Source organism: Pseudovibrio denitrificans JCM 12308 (genome assembly GCF_001310815.1).
GTDB classification, from domain to species: Bacteria; Pseudomonadota; Alphaproteobacteria; order Rhizobiales; family Stappiaceae; genus Pseudovibrio; species Pseudovibrio denitrificans.
This window is the reverse complement of record NZ_BAZK01000009.1, coordinates 66,910-87,302: the sequence shown is the minus strand read 5'-3', so window position 1 is coordinate 87,302 and position 20,393 is coordinate 66,910. Positions and strand designations below refer to the sequence as shown.

At 51.2% G+C, this 20,393-nt stretch carries 17 protein-coding genes, 1 tRNA gene and 2 pseudogenes; 12 read left to right on the top strand and 8 right to left on the bottom strand.

Annotated features, from left to right (window positions below; all coding sequences use genetic code 11):
* The first annotated feature begins 159 nt into the window (after positions 1–159).
* Both JCM12308_RS13830 and JCM12308_RS13825 read left to right on the top strand, forming a co-directional pair.
* Positions 160–720: an O-methyltransferase gene (locus JCM12308_RS13830; protein ID WP_054784144.1), complete on the top strand. Its 561-nt coding sequence runs from the start codon at positions 160–162 to the stop codon at positions 718–720.
* A gap of 23 nt (positions 721–743) precedes the next feature.
* Positions 744–1,616 carry an NmrA family NAD(P)-binding protein gene (locus JCM12308_RS13825; RefSeq protein WP_164845311.1) on the top strand — a complete coding sequence of 291 codons (873 nt, stop codon included), beginning with the start codon at positions 744–746 and terminating at the stop codon, positions 1,614–1,616.
* Between the two features lie 534 nt (positions 1,617–2,150).
* Here JCM12308_RS13825 and JCM12308_RS13820 read toward each other — a convergent pair.
* Entirely contained in the window at positions 2,151–2,492 is a 342-nt protein-coding gene (locus tag JCM12308_RS13820; protein ID WP_054784142.1) for a MerR family transcriptional regulator, read from the bottom strand.
* A 147-nt stretch (positions 2,493–2,639) separates the two neighbouring features.
* Here JCM12308_RS13820 and JCM12308_RS13815 point away from each other — a divergent pair, with 147 nt between their 5' ends.
* Positions 2,640–3,734, top strand: coding sequence for an NAD(P)/FAD-dependent oxidoreductase (locus JCM12308_RS13815; RefSeq protein WP_054784141.1), 1,095 nt, complete (start codon positions 2,640–2,642; stop codon positions 3,732–3,734).
* A 27-nt stretch (positions 3,735–3,761) separates the two neighbouring features.
* Here JCM12308_RS13815 and JCM12308_RS13810 read toward each other — a convergent pair whose 3' ends face one another.
* Positions 3,762–4,454: a response regulator transcription factor gene (locus JCM12308_RS13810; protein ID WP_054784140.1), complete on the bottom strand. Its 693-nt coding sequence runs from the start codon at positions 4,452–4,454 to the stop codon at positions 3,762–3,764.
* Between JCM12308_RS13810 and JCM12308_RS32765 the strand changes: the two genes are divergently transcribed.
* From JCM12308_RS32765 to JCM12308_RS33010, 9 genes and pseudogenes are all read left to right on the top strand, one after another.
* Positions 4,441–6,042, top strand: a complete 1,602-nt coding sequence (locus tag JCM12308_RS32765) for a HAMP domain-containing sensor histidine kinase (RefSeq protein ID WP_083417435.1) — start codon at positions 4,441–4,443, stop codon at positions 6,040–6,042. The two genes, JCM12308_RS13810 and JCM12308_RS32765, sit on opposite strands and share 14 nt — an antisense overlap.
* Before the next feature lie 157 nt (positions 6,043–6,199).
* Entirely contained in the window at positions 6,200–7,525 is a 1,326-nt protein-coding gene (locus JCM12308_RS13795; RefSeq protein ID WP_164845310.1) for a calcium-binding protein, read from the top strand.
* Positions 7,501–7,836, top strand: a complete 336-nt coding sequence (locus JCM12308_RS13790) for a hypothetical protein (RefSeq protein WP_054784136.1) — start codon at positions 7,501–7,503, stop codon at positions 7,834–7,836. The genes JCM12308_RS13795 and JCM12308_RS13790 overlap by 25 nt, the downstream gene beginning before the upstream one ends.
* Positions 7,821–8,996 (top strand): galactose-binding domain-containing protein, encoded by a 1,176-nt coding sequence (locus JCM12308_RS13785; RefSeq protein ID WP_054784135.1) that lies wholly within the window; start codon positions 7,821–7,823, stop codon positions 8,994–8,996. The genes JCM12308_RS13790 and JCM12308_RS13785 overlap by 16 nt, the downstream gene beginning before the upstream one ends.
* Before the next feature lie 141 nt (positions 8,997–9,137).
* Positions 9,138–10,930, top strand: a pseudogene (locus JCM12308_RS13780) (type I secretion system permease/ATPase).
* A complete protein-coding gene (locus JCM12308_RS13775) occupies positions 10,923–12,239 on the top strand; it encodes an HlyD family type I secretion periplasmic adaptor subunit (RefSeq protein ID WP_054784134.1) in 1,317 nt (438 codons plus the stop codon). Before JCM12308_RS13780 ends, JCM12308_RS13775 begins: the two are co-directional and overlap by 8 nt.
* Positions 12,240–12,791: 552 nt before the next feature.
* Positions 12,792–13,283: a MerR family transcriptional regulator gene (locus tag JCM12308_RS13770; protein ID WP_054784133.1), complete on the top strand. Its 492-nt coding sequence runs from the start codon at positions 12,792–12,794 to the stop codon at positions 13,281–13,283.
* Between the two features lie 79 nt (positions 13,284–13,362).
* Complete coding sequence (locus JCM12308_RS13765; RefSeq protein ID WP_208609212.1) at positions 13,363–13,602, top strand: hypothetical protein; 240 nt, start codon at positions 13,363–13,365, stop codon at positions 13,600–13,602.
* Positions 13,574–14,572: pseudogene (locus JCM12308_RS33010) on the top strand (tyrosine-type recombinase/integrase); the annotation flags it as partial. The gene JCM12308_RS13765 and the pseudogene JCM12308_RS33010, both read left to right, overlap by 29 nt.
* A gap of 194 nt (positions 14,573–14,766) precedes the next feature.
* Here the strand turns inward: JCM12308_RS33010 and JCM12308_RS13760 are convergent.
* From JCM12308_RS13760 to JCM12308_RS13735, 6 genes are all read right to left on the bottom strand, one after another.
* Positions 14,767–14,842: transfer RNA gene (locus tag JCM12308_RS13760), tRNA-Phe, on the bottom strand.
* A gap of 209 nt (positions 14,843–15,051) precedes the next feature.
* Positions 15,052–16,440: a M20 family metallopeptidase gene (locus tag JCM12308_RS13755; RefSeq protein WP_054784132.1), complete on the bottom strand. Its 1,389-nt coding sequence runs from the start codon at positions 16,438–16,440 to the stop codon at positions 15,052–15,054.
* A 32-nt stretch (positions 16,441–16,472) separates the two neighbouring features.
* Positions 16,473–17,558 (bottom strand): 3-carboxy-cis,cis-muconate cycloisomerase, encoded by a 1,086-nt coding sequence (locus JCM12308_RS13750; RefSeq protein WP_244271906.1) that lies wholly within the window; start codon positions 17,556–17,558, stop codon positions 16,473–16,475.
* Complete coding sequence (pcaF, locus tag JCM12308_RS13745) at positions 17,545–18,750, bottom strand: 3-oxoadipyl-CoA thiolase (RefSeq protein ID WP_054784130.1); 1,206 nt, start codon at positions 18,748–18,750, stop codon at positions 17,545–17,547. Before pcaF ends, JCM12308_RS13750 begins: the two co-directional genes overlap by 14 nt.
* Complete coding sequence (locus tag JCM12308_RS13740; RefSeq protein WP_054784129.1) at positions 18,750–19,541, bottom strand: CoA-transferase subunit beta; 792 nt, start codon at positions 19,539–19,541, stop codon at positions 18,750–18,752. Before JCM12308_RS13740 ends, pcaF begins: the two co-directional genes overlap by 1 nt.
* The gene (locus JCM12308_RS13735) at positions 19,538–20,392 is read right to left on the bottom strand and encodes a CoA transferase subunit A (protein WP_054784128.1); all 855 of its coding nucleotides are present in this window, start codon (positions 20,390–20,392) and stop codon (positions 19,538–19,540) included. Before JCM12308_RS13735 ends, JCM12308_RS13740 begins: the two co-directional genes overlap by 4 nt.
* Between the last annotated feature and the right edge of the window lies 1 nt (position 20,393).

The window sequence follows — 20,393 nt, the reverse complement described above, 5'->3', positions numbered from 1 at the left end:
TAAATAACTGGATTCTTTGCCTTATTTCTTAAATGCAACACATCCGATAGAGAAACGTCGTTGGTATGATTTGATATAAAAAAAGAAGTTCTAGCCCATAGAAAAACACTAACACGATAAAAAGGTTGTCTCATTCGAGTAAGAAGGGCTGTTCTTAAGATGGTTGATCCGTACATAAAAATTCAAGAGGCTACTCGACGACATCAACAAGATCACGGTTGTGGAGCCTACACATATGAAGATGGAGCCGCACTCGTAAAGTTGGCAACAGCTCTGCGTCCAAAGCGTATTCTCGAGTTGGGAACGGCACTTGGCTATACAGCATGTTGTCTGGCCTCTAGTTCACCAGTTGCGCTAGTAGACACAATTGATGCGGATGCCACTCACATTCAGCTCGCTAGCCAACATATCAAAGAAGTTGGCTTATCCAGACAAGTAACATTGTTCCATGGTGATTTTGAAAGGACACTCAAACAGCTGACACCTGGATACGATTTAATTTTCTTTGATGGTTTTGCACCCACTATTCCGATCATTCGGAAGCTACAAAATCTCTTAAATTCAGGAGGTTACCTCGTCTGTGCAAACATCGCCTTAGCGGATCGAGACACAGCTAAGAAGCTTTCCGATGAGTTTTCTAACCCTAAACTCTGGAAGGCACAGAGCCCCATCGAAGCAGGCGACACATTCGTTCTGCAGAAAGTTGACCGCTCTACATAAATATCATCACGATGGAGAAAAAAATGAAGGTTGGTATTACTACGCCGCGTGGCAACGTTGGAAGTAAAATAGTGCGCCGTTTGATTTCCGATTCAGAGCACGACCTAGTCCTGTTAGATCATCGACCGGAAAAATCTTATGAAACGTATGGGGACACAGTAAAAGTCACTAATTGTGACATTACTGACTTAGATCAACTCATTGAAAGCACAGTTGATTTGGATGTTCTTTATATGGTGGTCCCTCCGAGTAACAGCTCAGATACCTATCTCCAGGATTTTATTGAACAAGGCAAAAAATTTCGTGATGCGGTGATTGCAAATGCGATCCCTAGGGTTGTTTTTCAATCATCATATGGAGGACACCTGCCATATGGGACAGGACCAATTGTTGGGTTGTTCCATGTTGAGCAAGAACTCAATCGTACTGCTGCAAGTGTTGTACATCTTAGAGCTTGCTATTTCATGGAAAACTTCCTCTGGTTTAAAAATCCTATTGATGAGAAAGGCATAATCCCTCTCCCGGTCAAAGCTGAAAGCAAAACGATATACAACTCTACTGATGACATTGCAGATCGTGCCGTCAGCTGGTTAACGTCAGACAAGTGGTCGGGAAAAATTATTGATGAAATTCACGGTGAAAATCTGAGCTTTTTGGAGGTGGCTAAGATTATTAGTCGCAAAGTCGGAAAAGATGTCAGCGTGTTTGAACTTACTGATGAACAATCCATCGAAGCCTATACGCAACCGCATATCGGTTTTAGCAAGCATTACGCGAAGTTGTTTAATGAGCTGCATCGCGGAATCGACAACGATCTACTAGTTGCAGAGTTTAACGGGAATGAGCTCTCAGGTGTAAATGTAGGCTTTGAAGCGTTTGTGGAAACCGCATTCTGAGTTTGTCGATACATACTATAGTATCCGAATGGCTTATTTCTTCGGATACTATAGTATAAATGTAAATATCTAAATTATCTATTTTAATGCAAACCTAAAGTAATATCTGTAGCGAGCTACTATTGCTTACTAAAACAAAATTGCTATACCGACAAGCACTCTAATTTGCAGAATTAATACGCTACGAGATATCTACCATATATAATAATACTATCACCGCGCACTTCTACTCATAGCAACTATTATTCAAATATCAATGATGCATGGGGCCAACAGCGGACATTCAGCTAGTTCAATCCAGGATTGAAGTATGCAGAGTTGGCTTAAAGGCTCGCCAGATCTCCATCTAACACTCTACAATTTTACTTGTGAATTATCGCTTACTTGATGATTTAATGATAGGTTACTCCAACTCGATGAGTTGTAAAACTGCTTAACTCCAATATTAATCTGTTCTCGTTCGCATGATTTACTTCATGGCAATGCAGCAAGTCATACAAACGCTGGCATGGTTACCCCAAACATCGGCTCGAACTACAAGTTGGCAAGCTGTTGTTTGAAGAAGGCAATCGTGCTTTCTATCTGCTGCTTACTCGCTTCCAACTCTGCGATTTTCTCTGCCACTACCAGTTTTGCGTCAGCGGGGTCACAGCTTCCGTCCAGTGCGTCGAATATTGCTTTAATATCAGAGACGGAAACTCCTGCATCTCTTGCTTGCTGAATGATATTCAGTCGGAAAACCAGCTCCTCCGGATAGTCACGGTAGGAGTTGGTTGCCTGTTTGCCTGCCTCAGATTTGATCAGCCCATTCCGCTCATAGAACCGAATGGTATCTCTGGTTAGGCCGGTTGCTTCTGCTAGTTCGCCAATCTTCATAATATATACCGTTGACAATGGTCCATGGTTTGCGATATCTACTATTACATACCTTAATTAGAGGCTGCGCTCAAGCAGTCATGCTGCCTACAAGCGGCTTACTCAGGTCCTTGTGAGCATTCATCGTATTTTCGGAAGGCAAAAACAATGAAAAAGCGTGTTGCAATAATCGGCGGCGGGTTTGCCGGAATTGAGCTAGCTAAATCTTTAGAAGCGCATATGAACGTAACTCTCATTGAGCAGAACACCCATTTTGTTCACACGCCTGCAATGGTAAGAGCGGTTGTCCAGCCAAAGATCCTGGAACGTGCCTTAATCCCCTATGATAGCTTGCTCAAGCAGGGCTCCATAATTCATGGAAGGGCGCAGAGTGTCGAGGCGAACGGAGTTTTGCTGGAACATGGAGAACATGTGCCTGCCGATTACATCATTGTGGCAACCGGTTCTGCGAATGCGACACCATTCAAACCAAAGGAAAATAGCATCAAAGCGCTTCTTGATGATCACGCAGATGTTCATCAACAACTGAAGGCTGCTCGTTCTGTCGCGATAGTTGGTGCTGGTGCGGTTGGGACTGAGTTAGCGGGTGAGATTTCTCACTTTATGCCTGACAAGCAAGTTACATTAGTTTCGTCTGCTTCGACTCTTTTCCCAGACTTCCCAAGTCGTCTTGGCCGTAATCTTGAAGCAAAGCTGAAAGCAACAGGTGTCAAAGTCATTCTTGGAGCTATGGCTGAGAACCTGAAAAGCTTGAATGAGCCATACTCAGGGACATTGAAACTCAGCAATGGAGATCAGATCTCTGCCGACTTGATATTCCCAGTCATTGGATCGCGTGCACGTTCTGAGCTACTGGAAGCTTTGCCGGGCGTCGAAAAGAGCAGCGCCAACAGAGTTAAAGTCGATCCCTGGATGCGCCCATCTGATTTGTCGAATGTGTTTGCCGTTGGAGATGTCGCTGACAACGGTGATCCCATGACAGTTATAGCAATTAACCGGCAAGCACCTTGGCTTGCCAAGCTATTGCGTGCTGTCTCTCAAGGCAAAAAACTGGAAGAACAGAAAGCCTTTGCACCTGATAACAAGCAAATGATCCTCATCCCCCTTGGTCCTGAAAAAGGGAACTCTTTCTTGTCTTTGATGACAGTCGGAAACTTCCTTACGCGTCTCATTAAGGGCAAAGATCTGTTCTTGAGTAAGTTTAACAGAGCTTTGGGTAGAGAAGCCCCAGTCAATAATTGAATGTGGTGTGGTGAGCTCGCCAGCCTGTCAGTTCTGGAAAGTGTAGCCTTTGCCCCATTCCGTCAGGATGTGTTTGGGGCTCGAAGGCTCAACCTCAATCTTGCGCCGCAAACGCTTGATTAGGGTGTCAACAGAACGGTCGTCCTTGCCAGCATGTTGGCGTGTCCGCGCAACGGCAAGAATGTCTTCTCTGGAGAAAACAACGCCAGGGCTTTGCGCAAAAAATCGAAGAACCGTTGCTTCGCTTTGCGTGAGTGGTACAGCAAGACCGTCAGCGTTGGAAAGGCGGCGCAACTGAAGATCGAATGTCCAGTCTCCAATCTGCAGTGTAGACGCTGAATGTGGCTGGATGTGATCTTTGCGACGACGCAAAACGGCTCTTGCGCGCGCCATCATCTCCGGAAAAGTAAATGGTTTGACGATGTAGTCATCAGCACCAATATCAAGCAGTGCAATGATCGTGTCTTGATCGCTGAGTGAGCTCATCATAATGATAGCGGCATCAGAACGCTCTCTGATTTCGCGGCAAAACACTTTGCCAGAGGGGCCAGGCATAACGATGTCGACTAAGCAGAGGTCAATTTTCGTCTTGTTCCAAACCTGACGAGCTTCAGGGACACTCGTCGTGCGATGAGTTGTGTAACCTGCGGTGATCAAAGCTTTTCCCAGCTCCTCCCCGAGGGCGTGATCATCGTCCACGATCAAAATGCTTTCACTCATCAAGTGCAGGCCTCAACTATTCAATGGGATTTGCAGCGTGCCCATCAGATGCAGTCTTCGCGTCAAAATGTGCCAATGCCAAATTAGAAAGATAAAAACAATGAGGTTGTCGTTGCGTCTTACGCTCGGTCAACAACTTATGTTGCTCGTCATCGGGTTGGTGCTGGCAGTTCAAGTTATAAATGTGATTGTAGCACGCATTGCTGACGTGCAACTTGTGACTGAAGGTCAAACAACCCGTCATATCACGTTGGCTGGCCAGTCTTTTCGCGGAGGTCTTATCCTGCCAAAAGACCAGAGAGCAAGGTATGCGCAATCCCTATCCAATCCAGCTATTCATATGGAATGGGGACCTCAAAAGCCCGTCCTTGAAGGTGATGTGCGCCGTCCAGATATCGAGGCCGAAGCGCTTTCCTGGTACACACGAGCAGGTTTACCTGTCTCAGAGGTTGTTGTCACAGAACGAGGCTATCCAACTCCCCCTCCCCGCCAGGGGATGGTTGCAGAACGCTCACCGATTTTGGGATTGGGAGAACCTCCGCGAACACTTTGGGTGCATGAGTTTGACCGCAAAAGTGTCCCGGAGTGGGTTTTTAAAGAGAAACAAGCCCCGCCAGGCAATTTTATGAACCTACTTCGGAGCCAACCACGCGTTGAAGTTCACAGAGTAGCATTGCGCCATGATGTTACAGGCGATTGGCTAACTGTTTATCAGCTCAGGCGCTTACCACCGATCAACTCAGTTTACACGAAACTCATAATATCAAGCCTCGCCTCACTTTTGATCGCGATAGTCCTCTTATTAATCAGCAGACGCATTATGCGGCCGTTCTGGAATCTTTCGCATCAGGCAGAGCGACTTGGTCGTGGTGAGTTGGCGTCTCAGTTGGCTGTAGAAGGCCCACGCGACACTCAAGAAATCATCAAGTCCTTCAATCGGATGAATGAGCGTGTCACGCAGACCGTGGATTATCAAATCGGCCTTTTACGCAGCCTTGCTCATGATCTTAAAGGCCCCTTGGCAGCGGTCCAGCGGCTTGTTGGATCTGTTGAACCGGACACTACAAAGAACCAGATCGAGACACGTCTAAATCGTGTGCAGACCAACATTGACTCGATCATGTCATTCTCGCGTGCAGTGATGCGAGATGGTAATCTTGAAAAGGTTGACCTTGCACTTTTGTTGGATGTGGTGGTTGAAGAACACTACGGGCAAGGTGCACTTGTTGAGATGACAGACGCAGAACCTGTGATCGTGTCATGTCGCGTAAACGCGATCCAACGGTGTCTGTCTAATCTGGTTGAAAATGCCTGTAAGTACGGTGGAGAAGCCCGCGCTTGTGTATCAAAAGACGGAGATGAAGCTATTGTGACCATCTCCGACAAAGGCCCAGGCATTCCGGAGGATGAACTCGAACGCGTGTTCCAACCCTTCGAGCGCCTGACCCAACATGTACCCGGCACTGGCTTAGGTCTGACGATCACCAAGACAATTATGGTCGACCACGGCGGCAGCGTCCATTTGCTGAACGGCCCCACAGGAGGGCTGCAAGCAGTGCTTCGCCTTCCTCTGCATGCCTACGATTAATCGGAGTGACAAACTGTGGCAGGCGTTTGTCACAGTTTGTCACGAGATCTCAAGTCAGGCCCGCAGTATCCATGTATGAGCTGGACAATCCTGTCCTGGGAAACAAGGCAACGCACATACCTGACGTTTGCGCGGCATGGAATGCACGGCCTGGCACATGGATAAGCAAATGGGATCAAGATACATCAATAGCAAAAATGAGTATGTTACCGGTAGGGAAACATTCAGTGGAATCAAAAAGAAGAAGAGTAACTTCGACATTTTTGGTTCCGACCAGGGTGATCATGTTACTCTTGCATCATTGCGCAAGGTAAGCGGAGAAGCAAAGAAAAACCCACATCTCCATTACTACGGTTATGATGGCATAGATTCTTTGATCTACGATGGCCCGGACATCGCAGCGATTGATCTTAAAGTTGTCGACAAAGACACGGTCACAGTCGTAGGGGGATACGGAACTGAATATACAAACTCGTTCAGTAGCTTAACTGTCACGGCACACAATATTGAGATCTTCAACTTCACCGGTCAGAATGATATCGCCGACTTTAGTGGTCTGTCTTATGGAGTTACTGCCTATGGGGAGGGTGGTGATGACACGCTGAAGGGTACACAACATAACGACACCCTTTATGGCGGGAAAGGAAACGACACGCTCTTCGGTTATGGAGGCGATGACCACATTGAAGGCGGAGATGGCGTGGATACGATCTACGGCGGTTCAGGAGCTGATCTGCTCAAAGGCGGCAAGGGAAATGATACAATTTGGGGTGGCTCATCCGGCAATACCGCGGAAAGCGCCAACAAAATGCATGGTGGTGAAGGTAATGACATCATTCATGGGGCAGCATTTTATGATACTTTGTATGGCCCAACAGACAATATCGACATAGCCTATGGTGGTTCAGGCCACGACACAATCTACGGTTATGACGGCGATGATATTCTGGATGGCGGCACGGGCGCTGATACAATCTATGGAGGAACAGGGAACGATATTATCTCCTCCGGCTCGATGAAAGACCAAACCGTGAGTGACCAGCTTTGGGGCGGTTCTGGTGCAGACATGTTCATCATTGGCGATGGCAGCACCGATTACACCAGTGACTTCGTTCTCGATATTTCAGCAGCCTTCAGCGATAAGGGAAACAGCTGGACGTCGATCCTGGATACGGCCGGCCTGCTGGTCTCCGGTTTTGGGGGCTATAGCAAATTGGCTTGGCTGGGCGGAAATACTGTAAGAGCCGTAGCCTCCGGTTTTGACACCTTCTATAAAATGACGGGTTCCCGGAAAACAACTTTCACCATTGATGCAGACTGGGGCACGACTTCTGAAGCTGTAGTCAATGACTTCAATCCGCTGGAGGATCATATCCTGATCCGATGGGGAATACCGCGGAAGGTGCTAGTGAAAACTACCTCTTCGCATGGGAGCCGGGTAACGATTACGCATTCACATTGCGGGACAATCGCGACAACGTAGACTACGAAATCCTCAGCGTCAAATGGGCTGACGACCTTGTTGATTTCTTTCCAGACTATATGACCGTAAATGGCAAGGGTGCCACGATCAATAGTGAAATTATGGATGGGCTCAGAGCAAGTTTGAAGGAAAGCTATGTCAGCTATGACGGAACCAGCCTCTACTTCGGAGACGAAATACAGGAGCTGGATGAAGGTTGGACCGGCGAAATGGCTGGCTCCGGTGTGGCTTACATGGATTTGGGCGCCTATGCAGGTTGGACGATCTACGACAATGAAGATGACAACGACACTTGGTGGGGACTAATCTGAATGACATCCTCGGCGGGTTTGTGCCAACAGAGGCCAACAAAACTGCTCAAGAGAGCGGATACTACGCTGATAAGGTGGTTTTGTATGGCATGGGTGGTGATGATCTTTTGTTTGGAGGGGCAGGCAAAGATATCATCAATGGCGGCGAGAACCTCGACGGCTCTGCCGACAGCGATACTATAGCTTTCTTTGGAGCTGATTCCGTCGTCGTTGATCTGGGCACAAAGATTTGGAATGAAAATCTTGGCATCTACTACTCAGTTTCCCATGCAACTTATTCGATTGTGACCAACAATGATGGCGATAAAGACATTACGGAAGATACCGATGTCTTGTATTACTTCGAAAATGTGATTGGATCAGATGGGAATGACACCATCAAAGGTGACAATGGTGAGAACATCCTATCAGGTGCTGGTGGAAACGACAGTCTGACTGGCGGTGGCGGCTTTGACACCTTTGTGTTTACCGGGGACTCTGGCAAAGACACGATCACCGACCTGGATACCAAAGATGTTTTGGTCTTCGAAGGGCTCAGTAAGTCGGATTACAATGCGCTGATGAAGTCGCTATCCAAATCAGGCAACAGCCTTGCTATTGATAGTGGCAACTCAGTGACTTGGACAGGACTGGATAAATCGTCCTTCCTCACAAGTGTCTCAGCAAATGAAACCGATGCATCAAAATACGATGTGACCATTGCGACATCCGCACTAGCTGAACGCGCGTACAACGATGAGTTCACAAACCTGACAGACACGTTGGACTTCAGCGCCGTCAAGCAATCCAGCACCATGTCCAGCGCCAACAAACATCTCGTAAGCAACGTGCTCGACGGTGACACCGGAACATTCAACCACACAAAGGGGAGCGATAAATCTCATTGGTTGAGGATCAATCTGGGTGAAGATGCATTGATTGAGTTTATCGACCTTGAGAACCGTCAGGATAACGATCTCACAAGTGATCGCTTGATCGGAGCGAAAATCAAGATACTGGATGATGGGGATGTGGTTTGGACATCTTCCGAACTGACATCAGACCATAATCAGATGTTTGATATTGGGGGTATTGTTGGTGATCAAGTGCTCGTCACTCACCCAGATGGAGACTATCTGCACATTGCCGAAATCGACATTTACGGTGATTTCATAGCCTAAGAAATCGATAGGACACGGGCCAGAGACGGCCCGTGTCTCTCTGACCACTGGTGGGATTGTCAATTTTGGTTAGGCCGGAAACGGCTGCGATCTGTCTGGCCTGCCTTAATAGGTTCCGTACTTACTGATCCTGAGTGAAACATGTCTTCTCTACAATCTCTTTCAACTCAGCGCCCGCTGGTATCTGAGGCGTTTGGTGCGTCGCGGTCCGGGTATGCGGGCGTTGGGGTTTTAAGTCTGGTCATCAACCTTTTGATGCTGACGGGCCCAATGTTCATGCTGCAGATCTATGACCGGGTTCTGGCCAGCCACAGTGTTCCAACACTGGTGATCATCGCCAGCTTCACCGGTATCCTCTACCTGTTCTTCGCCCTGCTGGAAGGCATTCGCGCCCGCGGCCTGTCGCGTATCTCCCAGGAGATCGACGCCCGCCTGTCGCGCACCGCGTTTCTTGCCAACCTGCGCGTGCCGCTGCGCATGGGCAACACCGGCAAAAACGTCGACCCGATCCGTGATCTGGAGACCATGCGCCAGTTCTGGGGTGGTCAGGGTCCAGCCGCGCTCTTCGATATTCCATGGATGCCGATCTATCTGGGTCTGGTGTTCGTGCTGCACTTCTGGCTTGGCATTCTGGCATTGGCCGGTGCGTGATCATTCTGTCGCTTGTGCTTGCCAACGAGTTCATGAGCCGTGCGCCTGCCAAAGAACTGGCTGCGCAGAACGCTCAACGCAGCAACACCCGCACCGGCGCCCGCCGCAATGCGGAAGTGGTGCGCGCCCTTGGCATGAGCTCCACGCTCACCAACAAGTGGGATGAAGCCAACGCCCGGTTTTATGATGCTCAGACCAAGGCAGGTGACCGCGCCTCCCTGTTTGCCACCGCCATCAAGGCCTTCCGCTTCCTGCTCGGCTCCGCCGTTCTGGCTGTTGGCGCCTGGCTGGCGATCCTGCAGGAAGTCTCTCCCGGTGTCATGATTGCAGCCTCCATCATCACCTCCCGTGCTCTGTCTCCTGTTGAGCAGGCCGTTGGCCAGTGGCGCGTGTTCATCGCTGCCCGTCAGGCCCGTGCCCGTCTGGAAAAAGCGCTGGAAGGTCTGGATGAAAGCGCACCAGAAACCGAATTGCCTCTGCCAAGCAAGACCCTCAATGTGCAGCAGATCGCAACGGCCCCTCCAGGTGCGCGCGCTGTCACGCTGGCCGGCGTCAACTTTGAGCTCAAGGCCGGAGACGGCATGGGCATCATCGGTCCGTCCGGCTCCGGCAAGACCAGTCTGGTGCGCGCCCTTGTGGGCGTATGGCCGATCCATCGCGGTTCCGTGCGCCTTGATGGCGCCGAGCTGGGCCAGTGGTCTGAGGACCGCCTTGGCACCGCCATCGGCTACCTGCCACAGGACGTGGAACTGTTCGACGGCACCATTGCTGAAAATATCTCGCGCTTTGCACCTGAGCGTAATGACGAGAAAATTCTCGAAGCCGCCCAGCTTGCCAATGTGCATGAGCTGGTGACCGGCCTGACAGATGGCTATGATACACAGGTTGGCGAAGGCGGTGCTCTGCTTTCTGCCGGTCAGCGCCAGCGTATTGGTCTGGCCCGCGCGCTTTATGACAGCCCGTTCCTGATCGTGCTGGATGAGCCAAACTCCAATCTGGATGCAGAAGGCGAAGCGGCCTTGACCCGCGCCATCAAACTGATGCGCCAGAACGGCAGCATCGTGATTGTGGTGGCCCATCGCCCAAGCGCGATCTCAGCCGTTGAGCTGCTGCTTGTTGTAAAGGATGGCCAGCAGGCCGCCTTTGGCCCGAAAGAAGAAGTCCTGCCAAAAATCAGCGCCCCAACCGGCGTGCCTGCACCAGCTGGTGCTCCGGCCCCCGGCACTAAGCCAGCGCCAGCGGCAGCAAAAACAGGACCATTGAGCGTGGTGCCACATGCCTGAGCAAACAACACTTTCCTCCATTCAGTCTTCTCGTAAAAAACACCTGCGCTGGGGTATTGCCCTTGTGGGCGTTCTGGTTGTTGGCCTTGGAGGCTGGGCCTCTGTTGCCAAGATCAACAGCGCGGTGATCACCTCCGGCTCCATCGCGGTTGATGGTCAGGCCAAGAAGGTCCAGCATCAGGAAGGCGGCATTGTCGGTGAGATCCTCGTCAAAGATGGCGATGAGGTCAAAGCCGGTGACGTGCTGTTCCGCCTTGATGAGACTGTGGTCAAAGCCAACCTTGCCATCACCCGCAAGCGTCTGCATCAGATGCAGGCTCAGGAAGCCCGCCTTTCTGCCGAATGGCGCCGCGAGCAGCGTGTGATCTTCCCGCAAACTCTTGTTGAGCTGGCCAAGACTGACGAGATCGCCGCCACAGCTCTGGATGGTGAACAGGCTCTGTTTGACGCCCGCCAGCAAGGCATCAAAGGCCGCAAGAAACAGCTTGGCGAGCAGATCGCTCAGCTGGAGCAGCAGATTGAAGGCCTGCAGGTGCAGCGTGATGCCAAGGCAGAAAGCATTGATCTGGTCACCCAGCAACTTTCTGACTTCTCCTCGCTTTTGGAAAAACGCCTGATCAATGCCTCTCAGGTCACCGCCATCAAACGCGAACGCGCCGAGCTGATTGGTGACCGCGGCGGGCTGATCTCCCAGATCGCCCAGACCAAGGAAGCCATCAGCGAAAAGCGCGTGCAGATCCTGCAACTGGATGAGGAGTTCCTTGAAAAGGTGCTCTCTGACCTGCAGACCATCCGCTCTCAGATCGCAGAACTGGAAGAACAGGAAGTTGCCGCTGAAGACCGTCTGAAACGCATCGATATCCGCGCGCCGCAGTCCGGCTACGTGCACCAGCTTGCGGTTCATACCGTGGGCGGCGTGATCGCACCAGGAGATACCTTGATGCTGGTGGTGCCCGAAGACAGCGAACTGGTGATCGAAAGCCGGGTGCAGCCAATCGATGTGGACCAGCTGCAGGTTGGGCAGGATGCCTATGTGCGCCTTGCCGCCTTCGACCAGCGCACCACGCCGGAGCTGGGTGCTGCCGTGCTCAACGTCTCCCCGGACCTGACCCGTGATGAGGTCACCGGCGAGCCGTTCTATCTGGCACGCCTGAAGATCCTGGAAAGCGAGATGCCAAAGCTGAACGGCCAGACCCTCGTTCCCGGCATGCCCGTCGAAGGCTTCATCCAAACCGGAGAACGCACAGTCCTCTCCTACTTCGTAAAACCCCTCCAGGACCAAATCGCTCATGCACTCAAGGAGAAGTAAGGGGCGATGGCGTAGCACTAAGTAACTTAGCCATTGTCTACTGGTGTCTCAGCACCTGTAGGTGATGGTTGATTTGCTTGGCATAAATGGGGTGCCACTCACACCCCAAGCCTGAAAATTCCTACAATCAGAAGTAGCAAGAGTAAAAGAACAATGTGACTCCGAAGCGATGACGAATGTCCGCTTATGGTCACAAGCGACTTGCTACACCAGCAAGGCTCTGTGCTCTGACCAACGTCTGCAATGAGCGCTTAATACCGAGTAGAGAACTTCCTATCCCACAAACCAATCGCCTCATCGCCTCATCGCCTCATCGCCTCATCGCCTCATCGCCTCATCGCCTGACGTTGCCTCAATCCTTAATAAAAGTACACAAACGTCTGGTTAGTGGTAGATCGCAAACAAAGCATTCAGCCCATCTCTTAAGCTTCTTCATAACTCCCAACACACAGTACTCCATCTAAACCAATCAGTTAGAAGATTCATTTTCGTTTCACTTGACCCATTTAGATAAAGTGGTACTCTCGACCCAATTCAAGAAGTGAGTCGAACATGACTGGGAAGAGTGACACTTACAGCCGTACATATACGGCGTCCGAAGTTGCCAAGATCGTTGGGATGAATATCGAGACGTTGCGGGTCTGGAGGCGGCGGAAGCAATTGGTGCTTGAGGGCGAGCGCCAAGGCTGGACCCGATATACCTTTAATGATGTGATGGCCGTTGCCACTTACCACAACATGGTACGCTCTCACTGCACAAATACGATTGCAGAGCTGATTGCCGGGACTGTCTCACAGCAGCTCGCCAACAAATGGCCTGGTATTCTTGGCACAGAAAGTAGTGTTTTCTGCCTTTGCAACAATGCAATGGATGAGGAAAATATTCAGATAGAGATGCATCTCGGATTGGAAGAGCTTCTGGAGGCGATCACTCAGATTATGCGAAGCTCAAAACGTCAGCCTGCCTATCATATTGTCGATTGTGGTGCTTTGTTTTTGAAAGTGCTGGTGTCTTGCACAAAGGTTCGTGAGGAGAGCGAGTAATCGCTTTGGCTCATTAAATCACAGGCCCATGCTGTCGGCATCAAAACATCTATAGCCTGAAGATCGAGAGGGGATCGATATGGCAAGAGCGCAGTTGAACTTGAGTATCCAGCCGTATCGCATGCTGAAGAGAGCTGATGCGGCTTCTTATTGCGGTCTAAGTGCAACCAGCTTCCTGGCCAATTGCCCGGTTCCCGCTGTTCTTCTTCCTGGAGGGCGTAAGGTCTGGGACGTCAAGGATCTGGATCGCTGGATTGAAGGCTTAAAGGAAGACAGCCGTCCATCGGACGATGATCTCCTCAATCAACTTGGAGCCTGATATGACGATGATCCGGGTCAAAGGCTTCAAGATCTTCAAAGACCAGCATGGCAAGCTGCGGTGTTATCATCGCAAGACTGGAGAGGCGATCAATCTGGAAAAAGCGCCAATCGGCAGTGCTGCCTTTCTGGCGGAATGCGAGCGACTGACAAGCTTGATGTCAATGGCTGATACCAGCAGGCCGGGCACGCTCGGCAATCTGATTGACAAGTATCGAGCCAGCTCTGCCTTCCTTGAGTTGGCTGATCGCACCAAGTCGGACTATCAAAAGGTCTTTGATTATCTGGCGCCAATCAACAACACACCCCTCACCCGCTTTACCTCACCCTTCATTGTCAAACTCAGAGATAGAGCAGAGGAGCAACATAAGAGGCGCTTTGCAAACTATGTAAAGCAGGTGCTTTCTGTTCTGTTTTCATGGGGCAAAGAACGTGGGTTCGTCAAAGAAAACCCTGCGCTTGGGGTTAAATCCATCCGCAAACCTAAGAACGCTCCAATCGCCAACAGGCCCTGGACAGATAATGAGCGCAGGATCGTTTTAAAACACGCCCCGGCTCAAATGGTCCCTGCCCTTACCTTAATGATGTATACGGGGCTTGGCCCACAAGACGCGCTTACGCTTTCCAAGCAACAATACCAAAATGGTTTCATCTCAACCCGGCGAGCCAAAACAGGAGCTCCGGTCTTTTGGCCTGTCATTGCACCTTTGAAAGCAGCTCTTGATGAAGCCCCTACCCACTCAGCTCCAACACTTTGTGCAAACTCCAGAGGGCAACCATGGACTGTTTCGGGGTTCAGAGCATCGTGGAGAAAGTTGCGCATCCAATTAGAAGACAAGAACCTGATTGAGCCGGGTCTTACTCTTTATGGTCTGCGGCATACGGTGGCGACCATTTTGCGGGAGATTGGGCTGAATGACAGAGACCTTGCCGCTGCGCTGGGACATGAGACAGAAGCGATGGCACGGCTTTATGCAAAAGGAGCTGATTTGCGCAAAAGCATGTCGGATATTGCAGTCCGATTTGAGAAGGAAATCACTCTGCGCGGGGAAGAGTTCAGCAAGCGGTTAGAGCAAAAGTGTCAAACCATGCCGAAAAAAGTGTCAAACTTTGAGAAATCTGAGCGAATGCTCGGTTTATTATCTATTAATTTCAAGGAGATAAGTGGTGCCCGGAGGCGGATTCGAACCACCGACACGCGGATTTTCAATCCGCTGCTCTACCAACTGAGCTATCCGGGCACATTCTGCTGGGGCGGTTTGTTTTCCGTCCCGCGAAGGTGAGCGTCTTATAGGGTGCCAGATTTCTCCTGTCCAGCGGGCAAATGCATTTTTTTCAAAGAAATCTGATTTCTCCACTGTCCACTCAACAGAAATTCGTAAGCTCCTTAAATCATAGCGCTTTTAGCAGCTTTGATCGGCTTTAAGGGTTCTTAGTTGACACTCACCTGTCAGTTGGGTGCTCCATTTTCTGAAATATCCCAGAACAAAGCCACCATGTTACGCAGTGCATCTCGCGCAACGGGCTTGAGGATGTGCTCGTTAGGGGCATGCTGAGAACATCCAGCATAGGAGTGTGGCACCCAAACTGTTGGCATTCCGAGAGTTTCAGCAAAACACTCATTAGGCAATGATCCAGCAAGGTTCGGCAGCACATGTGGTTTCTTACCACTTGTTTCCTCCAAGGAAGCAGAGACCATTTTTACCCACGGATTGTTCGGAGAAAGACGGGTCGCATGGAAGAAGCCACGGTCTTCTTGTCTGATCTCAACATCCTTGAAGCCATTCGCATCCAAATGAGCGCGCAGAGCTGGAATTAGGCCTTGAACATCCGTTCCCACCACATAGCGCAGTTGGCAGACAGCGAAAGCGTAGCCGTCAATGGCATTGACGGGGGCTTCTGGAACGCCGCTTTTCATGGCCAATACGGCAAAGGAGTTCCAACCGAACACACGCTCAGCAGGTGTCAGCCCTTCCTCACCCCAGTTTTCACTGATTGTTGGTCCCTGAGGATCCCCAACTGGCAGCTCACTGAGTGCTTCACGGATGTCCGGCGTCAGGCTGGTTGGACGCCAGGCCGGAATCTGGATTTGCCCCCGAGCATCAGCAATGCAGGAAATTGCGTTGGCAAGGATGATGGCAGGATCAGCAAGCAACCCACCCCAGTTGCCAGAGTGGTTTGCACCATCACGCAGGTTCACTTGCAAGGTGAAGGTCTGAGCACCTCGAGCGCCTGTGAAAACAGTTGGTGTATCCGCTTGCAGTCGTGGACCATCGGAAGCGATGAGCACATCAGCGGCCAGCATTCTCTTGTGTTCTTCGAAAAACTCCTGAAGACCAGCAGAACCTGTCTCTTCAGATGTCTCAATAATCACTTTGCAATTGAAGCCGAGTTGTTTCTTCTCCTGAAGCAGGCAGCCCAAAGCTTGCAGGTTGATCAGGTGTTGGCATTTATTGTCTGCAGTCCCCCGGCCATAGATGCGATCACCATTTTCTTCCAGAACGAAGGGATCTCTGCCCCCCATCCAGTTGCCTGCCTGCCCACGTACTACATCACCATGACCGTAGGTGAGGATGGTTGGGAGGCTAGGGTCTTCAATCCGCTCACCATAGAGGAAAGGTCCACCGGCTGGGTTGGGGTTGTCGAATATGTGCGTTTTGAAGCCGAGACGTTCGAGCAGAGGGCGCATCTCTTCTTTCAGGTAACGCATCAGTTGGGGCTTAGAGTGAGGCTCCTGGCTTTCAGTAGGAATTGCAATCAATCGTGCCAGGTCTTTGAGGAATGCGCCGCTGTCGAAGTAGGTTTCCGCCCGTTGGATGGCTTCATTACGACTGGACATTCTCATTCTCCCTCTAAACTCAGTTGGCGCAGTTAATCACTTAAGGGAGCTCCAATCCACTCTGTTTGTTGCAGCAGCTTTAATGCACTCTGAAGACCGGCTCCCGTCGCCATGCACATGCCAGGCAAGATCATCCACTCTAAAGCCCATGCAACGCCTGAACGCTCCTGCTCATGCACCAGCGCACTATGCATGGCGGATACTTGCGTGCTGTTGTAGCGCGCCAGTGTAACCAACAGTTCTGCATTGATTGGATTGTGCTTGTGAGCCATGGCGGACGAGCTGCCTCCACCGGTAAGTTTGATCTCACCAACACCCTGTTGAGCCATCAACGTAACATCCGCACCCAGCTTGCCGAGGCTTCCGGAAATCATGGAAAGCACATTCGCATAATCAACCAGATCATCCCGCTGTGTGTGCCATGACTGAGTGGGTACTCCCAGATCTAACTCGACCGCCATTTGCGAGGCAATAACCTCGGCATGCTCACCTTGTGTTGCGGAAGTTCCAACAGGACCGCCGTACTGAAGCACAGAAACCTGCTTTGCAGCATCTTCCAGTTTCTGCTGATAACGCTCCAGCGGTGCAATCCACGTAGCAATGCGATCACCTGCTGTGATTGGCAGGGCAGCTTGCATACGGGTTCGGCCCATAAGTGTATGATCGGCATTTGCTGACTTCAGCGTCTCGAGTGCGTCAATCACTGCTGCCAGACGAGTAGTCAGAACTTGTGAGACTTGTTTCAAGGCCAAAGCCAGTGCCGTATCCATAACATCCTGACTGGTGGATGTTTTGTGACATGCAGAAGCGTGCGGCTCACCTATGCGGGCACGCAACTGGGCGATGAAAGCCGGGATTGGCAGACCATCTTTGGCAACGCCTGCTTTCAGTCCAGCAAGGTCTGGCTCGAAACCTTCACAACCTTTGAGTACAGCCTCTTTTGCATCCGCTGAAATGAGCGCATGTTCGCTCAAAGCATTAGTGAGAGCCACTTCGTAAGCCAGATAGTGCTGCAGCGTTGCTTCGAGTGAGAAGGCACTTTCTACCTCCTCGTCTCCAAACAATCCGCTCCACACCGGGTCTGTGAAGAGGCTCACAACCACATCAGTCCCTTTCAAGCGCGATTGCGATGCCCTGACCAACACCAATACACATGGTCGCCAGTGCACGCTTTTTGCCTTGCAGGCTCAATTCCAGAGCAGCGGTGCCGGTGATGCGCGCACCAGACATACCCAGTGGGTGACCCAATGCAATTGCACCACCATTCGGGTTGATGTGTTCAGCGCTTTCATCAAGGCCCAACTCGCGAAGGACAGCGATGCCCTGACTTGCAAAGGCTTCGTTCAACTCGATGATATCAAAGTCGGAAGGCTGCAGATCCAAACGGGCGCAGAGCTTCTTTGCAGCAGGGGCAGGCCCAATACCCATAATGCGCGGAGATACGCCAGCTGTTGCTCCACCCAACACACGTGCGATTGGCGTGAGGCCGTATTTCTTGACTGCTTCAGCAGATGCAACAATCAACGCAGCCGCACCATCATTCACGCCGGATGCATTGCCTGCAGTGACACTGCCGTTTTCGCGGAATGGTGTTGGCAGCTTTGCAAGTTTTTCAGCGGTCGTTCCTGCACGTGGGTGTTCATCAGCAGAGACGATAATCGGATCGCCTTTGCGCTGTGGGATTGTTACGTCGATGATCTCTTTGGCAAGACGACCATTTTCCTGAGCGGCAGCAGCTTTTGCCTGAGAGCGGGCAGCAAAGGCATCCTGATCCGTACGGGAGATGCCAAAATCTTCAGCTACGTTCTCACCAGTCTCAGGCATACTGTCGATGCCAAACTGCTTCTTCATTTTTGGGTTCACGAAGCGCCAGCCAATGGTGGTGTCGAACACTTCGTTTGCACGAGAAAACGGGGTGGTTGCCTTTGGCATGACGAAAGGTGCGCGAGACATGGACTCCACGCCGCCTGCAATCACCAGATCACACTCACCTGTTTTGATCGCACGAGCCGCTGCAATTACGGCGTCCATGCCAGAACCACACAGGCGGTTCAGTGTTGTGCCTGGAACAGCTTCTGGCAGGCCTGCCAGCAGAGCGACCATGCGTGCAACGTTGCGGTTGTCTTCGCCCGCCTGGTTGGCACAGCCGTAATACACTTCATCAACCGCTTCCCAATCCACGGAAGGGTTACGTTCCATCAATGCCTTGATTGGCAGAGCACCCAGATCATCCGCCCGAACTGAAGACAGTGCGCCCCCATAACGACCAATTGGTGTTCTAATATAATCGCAAATATATGCCTCTGACATCAGGCCGTCCCCACTCTGTTACCCGCATGCGCCGCCGCTGTTCGCGCCTTCAATGCGCGCAGAACAGACAGTTCCTCCTCAGTCGGCGCAGGGGTCTCCTGCAAATCATCACTGAAACGTACAGCCCAAGACACGGTTTGTTGCACCCGTTCTTTGGTCGTACCCGGATGAAGGGATACCACCGTCAGCTCTTTGGTGACAGGATCCGGCTTCCAGATGGCAAGGTCTGTAATCAGCAGTGTCGGGCCTTTTGTCGTGATGCCCATACGTGCGCGGTGGTCACCGCCCTCCCCGTGTCCAAAGGAGGTAAAAAAGTCCAGTTTCTCAACAAAACCACGCTTGCTTTGCTTCATGGTGATGTAGATTTCCTGAGAGGAAGAAGCGATCTCTGGTGCACCGCCACCGCCGGGCAATCTCACTGTTGGATTGTCGTAGTCACCCACCACCGTTGTGTTGATATTGGCGAAACGATCGATCTGCGCTGCCCCCAGAAAACCGACAGTGATCTTTCCGCCTTGCAGCCAGTAGCGGAACATCTCAGTTACAGAAACAGTTGTCAGCGCCGTATCGCAGAGTTCACCATCACCAATGGAAAGGGGGAGAACATCTGGCGCAGTGCCAATCGTCCCGCTCTCATAGATCAACGTGATATCAGGCGCATGCGTGAGGCGCGCGATGTTGCAAGCCGCAGATGGAGGGCCGATGCCGACAAAGCAGACATCAGTGTTGCTCAAGGCACGGGATGCAGCAATGGCCATCATCTCGTCCGGGGTAAAGTCTTGCTCAGTCATGACGTCACCTCCAGCCCTTTGATGCGGCCAGCAAACACATCTGGCCCCTGCTTCAACACATGCTCTTCCATCCACGCCTGAAATTTTTCGCGATCTGCAGCAATCGGATCCCAATCGATGTACGTCTTGTTGTCTCTGCCGTAGTATCCTTGCGCATAAGATGGATGCGCTCCACCCGGCACTTTGCAAATGGCTGAAACTGTCCAGTGCGGCAGAATGCAAGCGTTCATATGCGTGTCCAGCTCATCAACCACTTCTTCAACTGTCACGATGGAATATGTGGCCGCCAGAACAGCTTCTTTCTGCACACCCACAATACCCTCAATCAGCACGTTGCCTTTGCGATCCGCTTTGAGAGCATGGATGAAAGCGACATCAGGCCGAATGGATGGAACGGCTGCCAGCTCTTCACCTGTAAAGGGACATATTACGCTTCTGATGTTTGGATTCACGCGCTGAAGTTCTGTTCCCAGATAGCCACGAAAGACCGCACATGGCAGTCCTGCTGCACCTGCTTCATATGCATTGGCAAGGGCTGCATGGGAGTGCTCTTCAATCTCAATAGACCGCGGCCAACCGTTTTCGATTGAATCGCGCACCCGGCGCAGCAAACCAACTCCCGGATTGCCGGCATAGGAGAAGATCATCTTTTTGACCAAGCCCATACCGATGAGCTGATCATAGATAAGATCCGGCGTCATGCGGACGATGGTGAGTTCATCAATGCCGTGCCGGATGACTTCATGGGCAGCAGCGTGGGGGATGAGATGCGTAAAACCTTCAAAAGCGGCCATGTCGCCGCTTTTGAGGTATTTCTTGACCGCATCTTTTAGAGACAGAAATTCAGCCATA

What these genes read in the sequence shown, in the direction of transcription:
- JCM12308_RS13830 (WP_054784144.1), top strand. Translation starts at nt 160, where the DNA reads ATGGTTGATCCGTACATAAAAATTCAAGAGGCTACTCGACGACATCAA.
- JCM12308_RS13825 (WP_164845311.1), top strand. Translation starts at nt 744, where the DNA reads ATGAAGGTTGGTATTACTACGCCGCGTGGCAACGTTGGAAGTAAAATA.
- JCM12308_RS13820 (WP_054784142.1), bottom strand. Translation starts at nt 2,492, where the DNA reads ATGAAGATTGGCGAACTAGCAGAAGCAACCGGCCTAACCAGAGATACC.
- JCM12308_RS13815 (WP_054784141.1), top strand. Translation starts at nt 2,640, where the DNA reads ATGAAAAAGCGTGTTGCAATAATCGGCGGCGGGTTTGCCGGAATTGAG.
- JCM12308_RS32765 (WP_083417435.1), top strand. Translation starts at nt 4,441, where the DNA reads ATGCTTTCACTCATCAAGTGCAGGCCTCAACTATTCAATGGGATTTGC.
- JCM12308_RS13810 (WP_054784140.1), bottom strand. Translation starts at nt 4,454, where the DNA reads ATGAGTGAAAGCATTTTGATCGTGGACGATGATCACGCCCTCGGGGAG.
- JCM12308_RS13795 (WP_164845310.1), top strand. Translation starts at nt 6,200, where the DNA reads ATGGATAAGCAAATGGGATCAAGATACATCAATAGCAAAAATGAGTAT.
- JCM12308_RS13775 (WP_054784134.1), top strand. Translation starts at nt 10,923, where the DNA reads ATGCCTGAGCAAACAACACTTTCCTCCATTCAGTCTTCTCGTAAAAAA.
- JCM12308_RS13770 (WP_054784133.1), top strand. Translation starts at nt 12,792, where the DNA reads ATGACTGGGAAGAGTGACACTTACAGCCGTACATATACGGCGTCCGAA.
- JCM12308_RS13765 (WP_208609212.1), top strand. Translation starts at nt 13,363, where the DNA reads ATGGCAAGAGCGCAGTTGAACTTGAGTATCCAGCCGTATCGCATGCTG.
- JCM12308_RS13755 (WP_054784132.1), bottom strand. Translation starts at nt 16,440, where the DNA reads ATGTCCAGTCGTAATGAAGCCATCCAACGGGCGGAAACCTACTTCGAC.
- pcaF (WP_054784130.1), bottom strand. Translation starts at nt 18,750, where the DNA reads ATGTCAGAGGCATATATTTGCGATTATATTAGAACACCAATTGGTCGT.
- JCM12308_RS13740 (WP_054784129.1), bottom strand. Translation starts at nt 19,541, where the DNA reads ATGACTGAGCAAGACTTTACCCCGGACGAGATGATGGCCATTGCTGCA.
- JCM12308_RS13735 (WP_054784128.1), bottom strand. Translation starts at nt 20,392, where the DNA reads ATGGCTGAATTTCTGTCTCTAAAAGATGCGGTCAAGAAATACCTCAAA.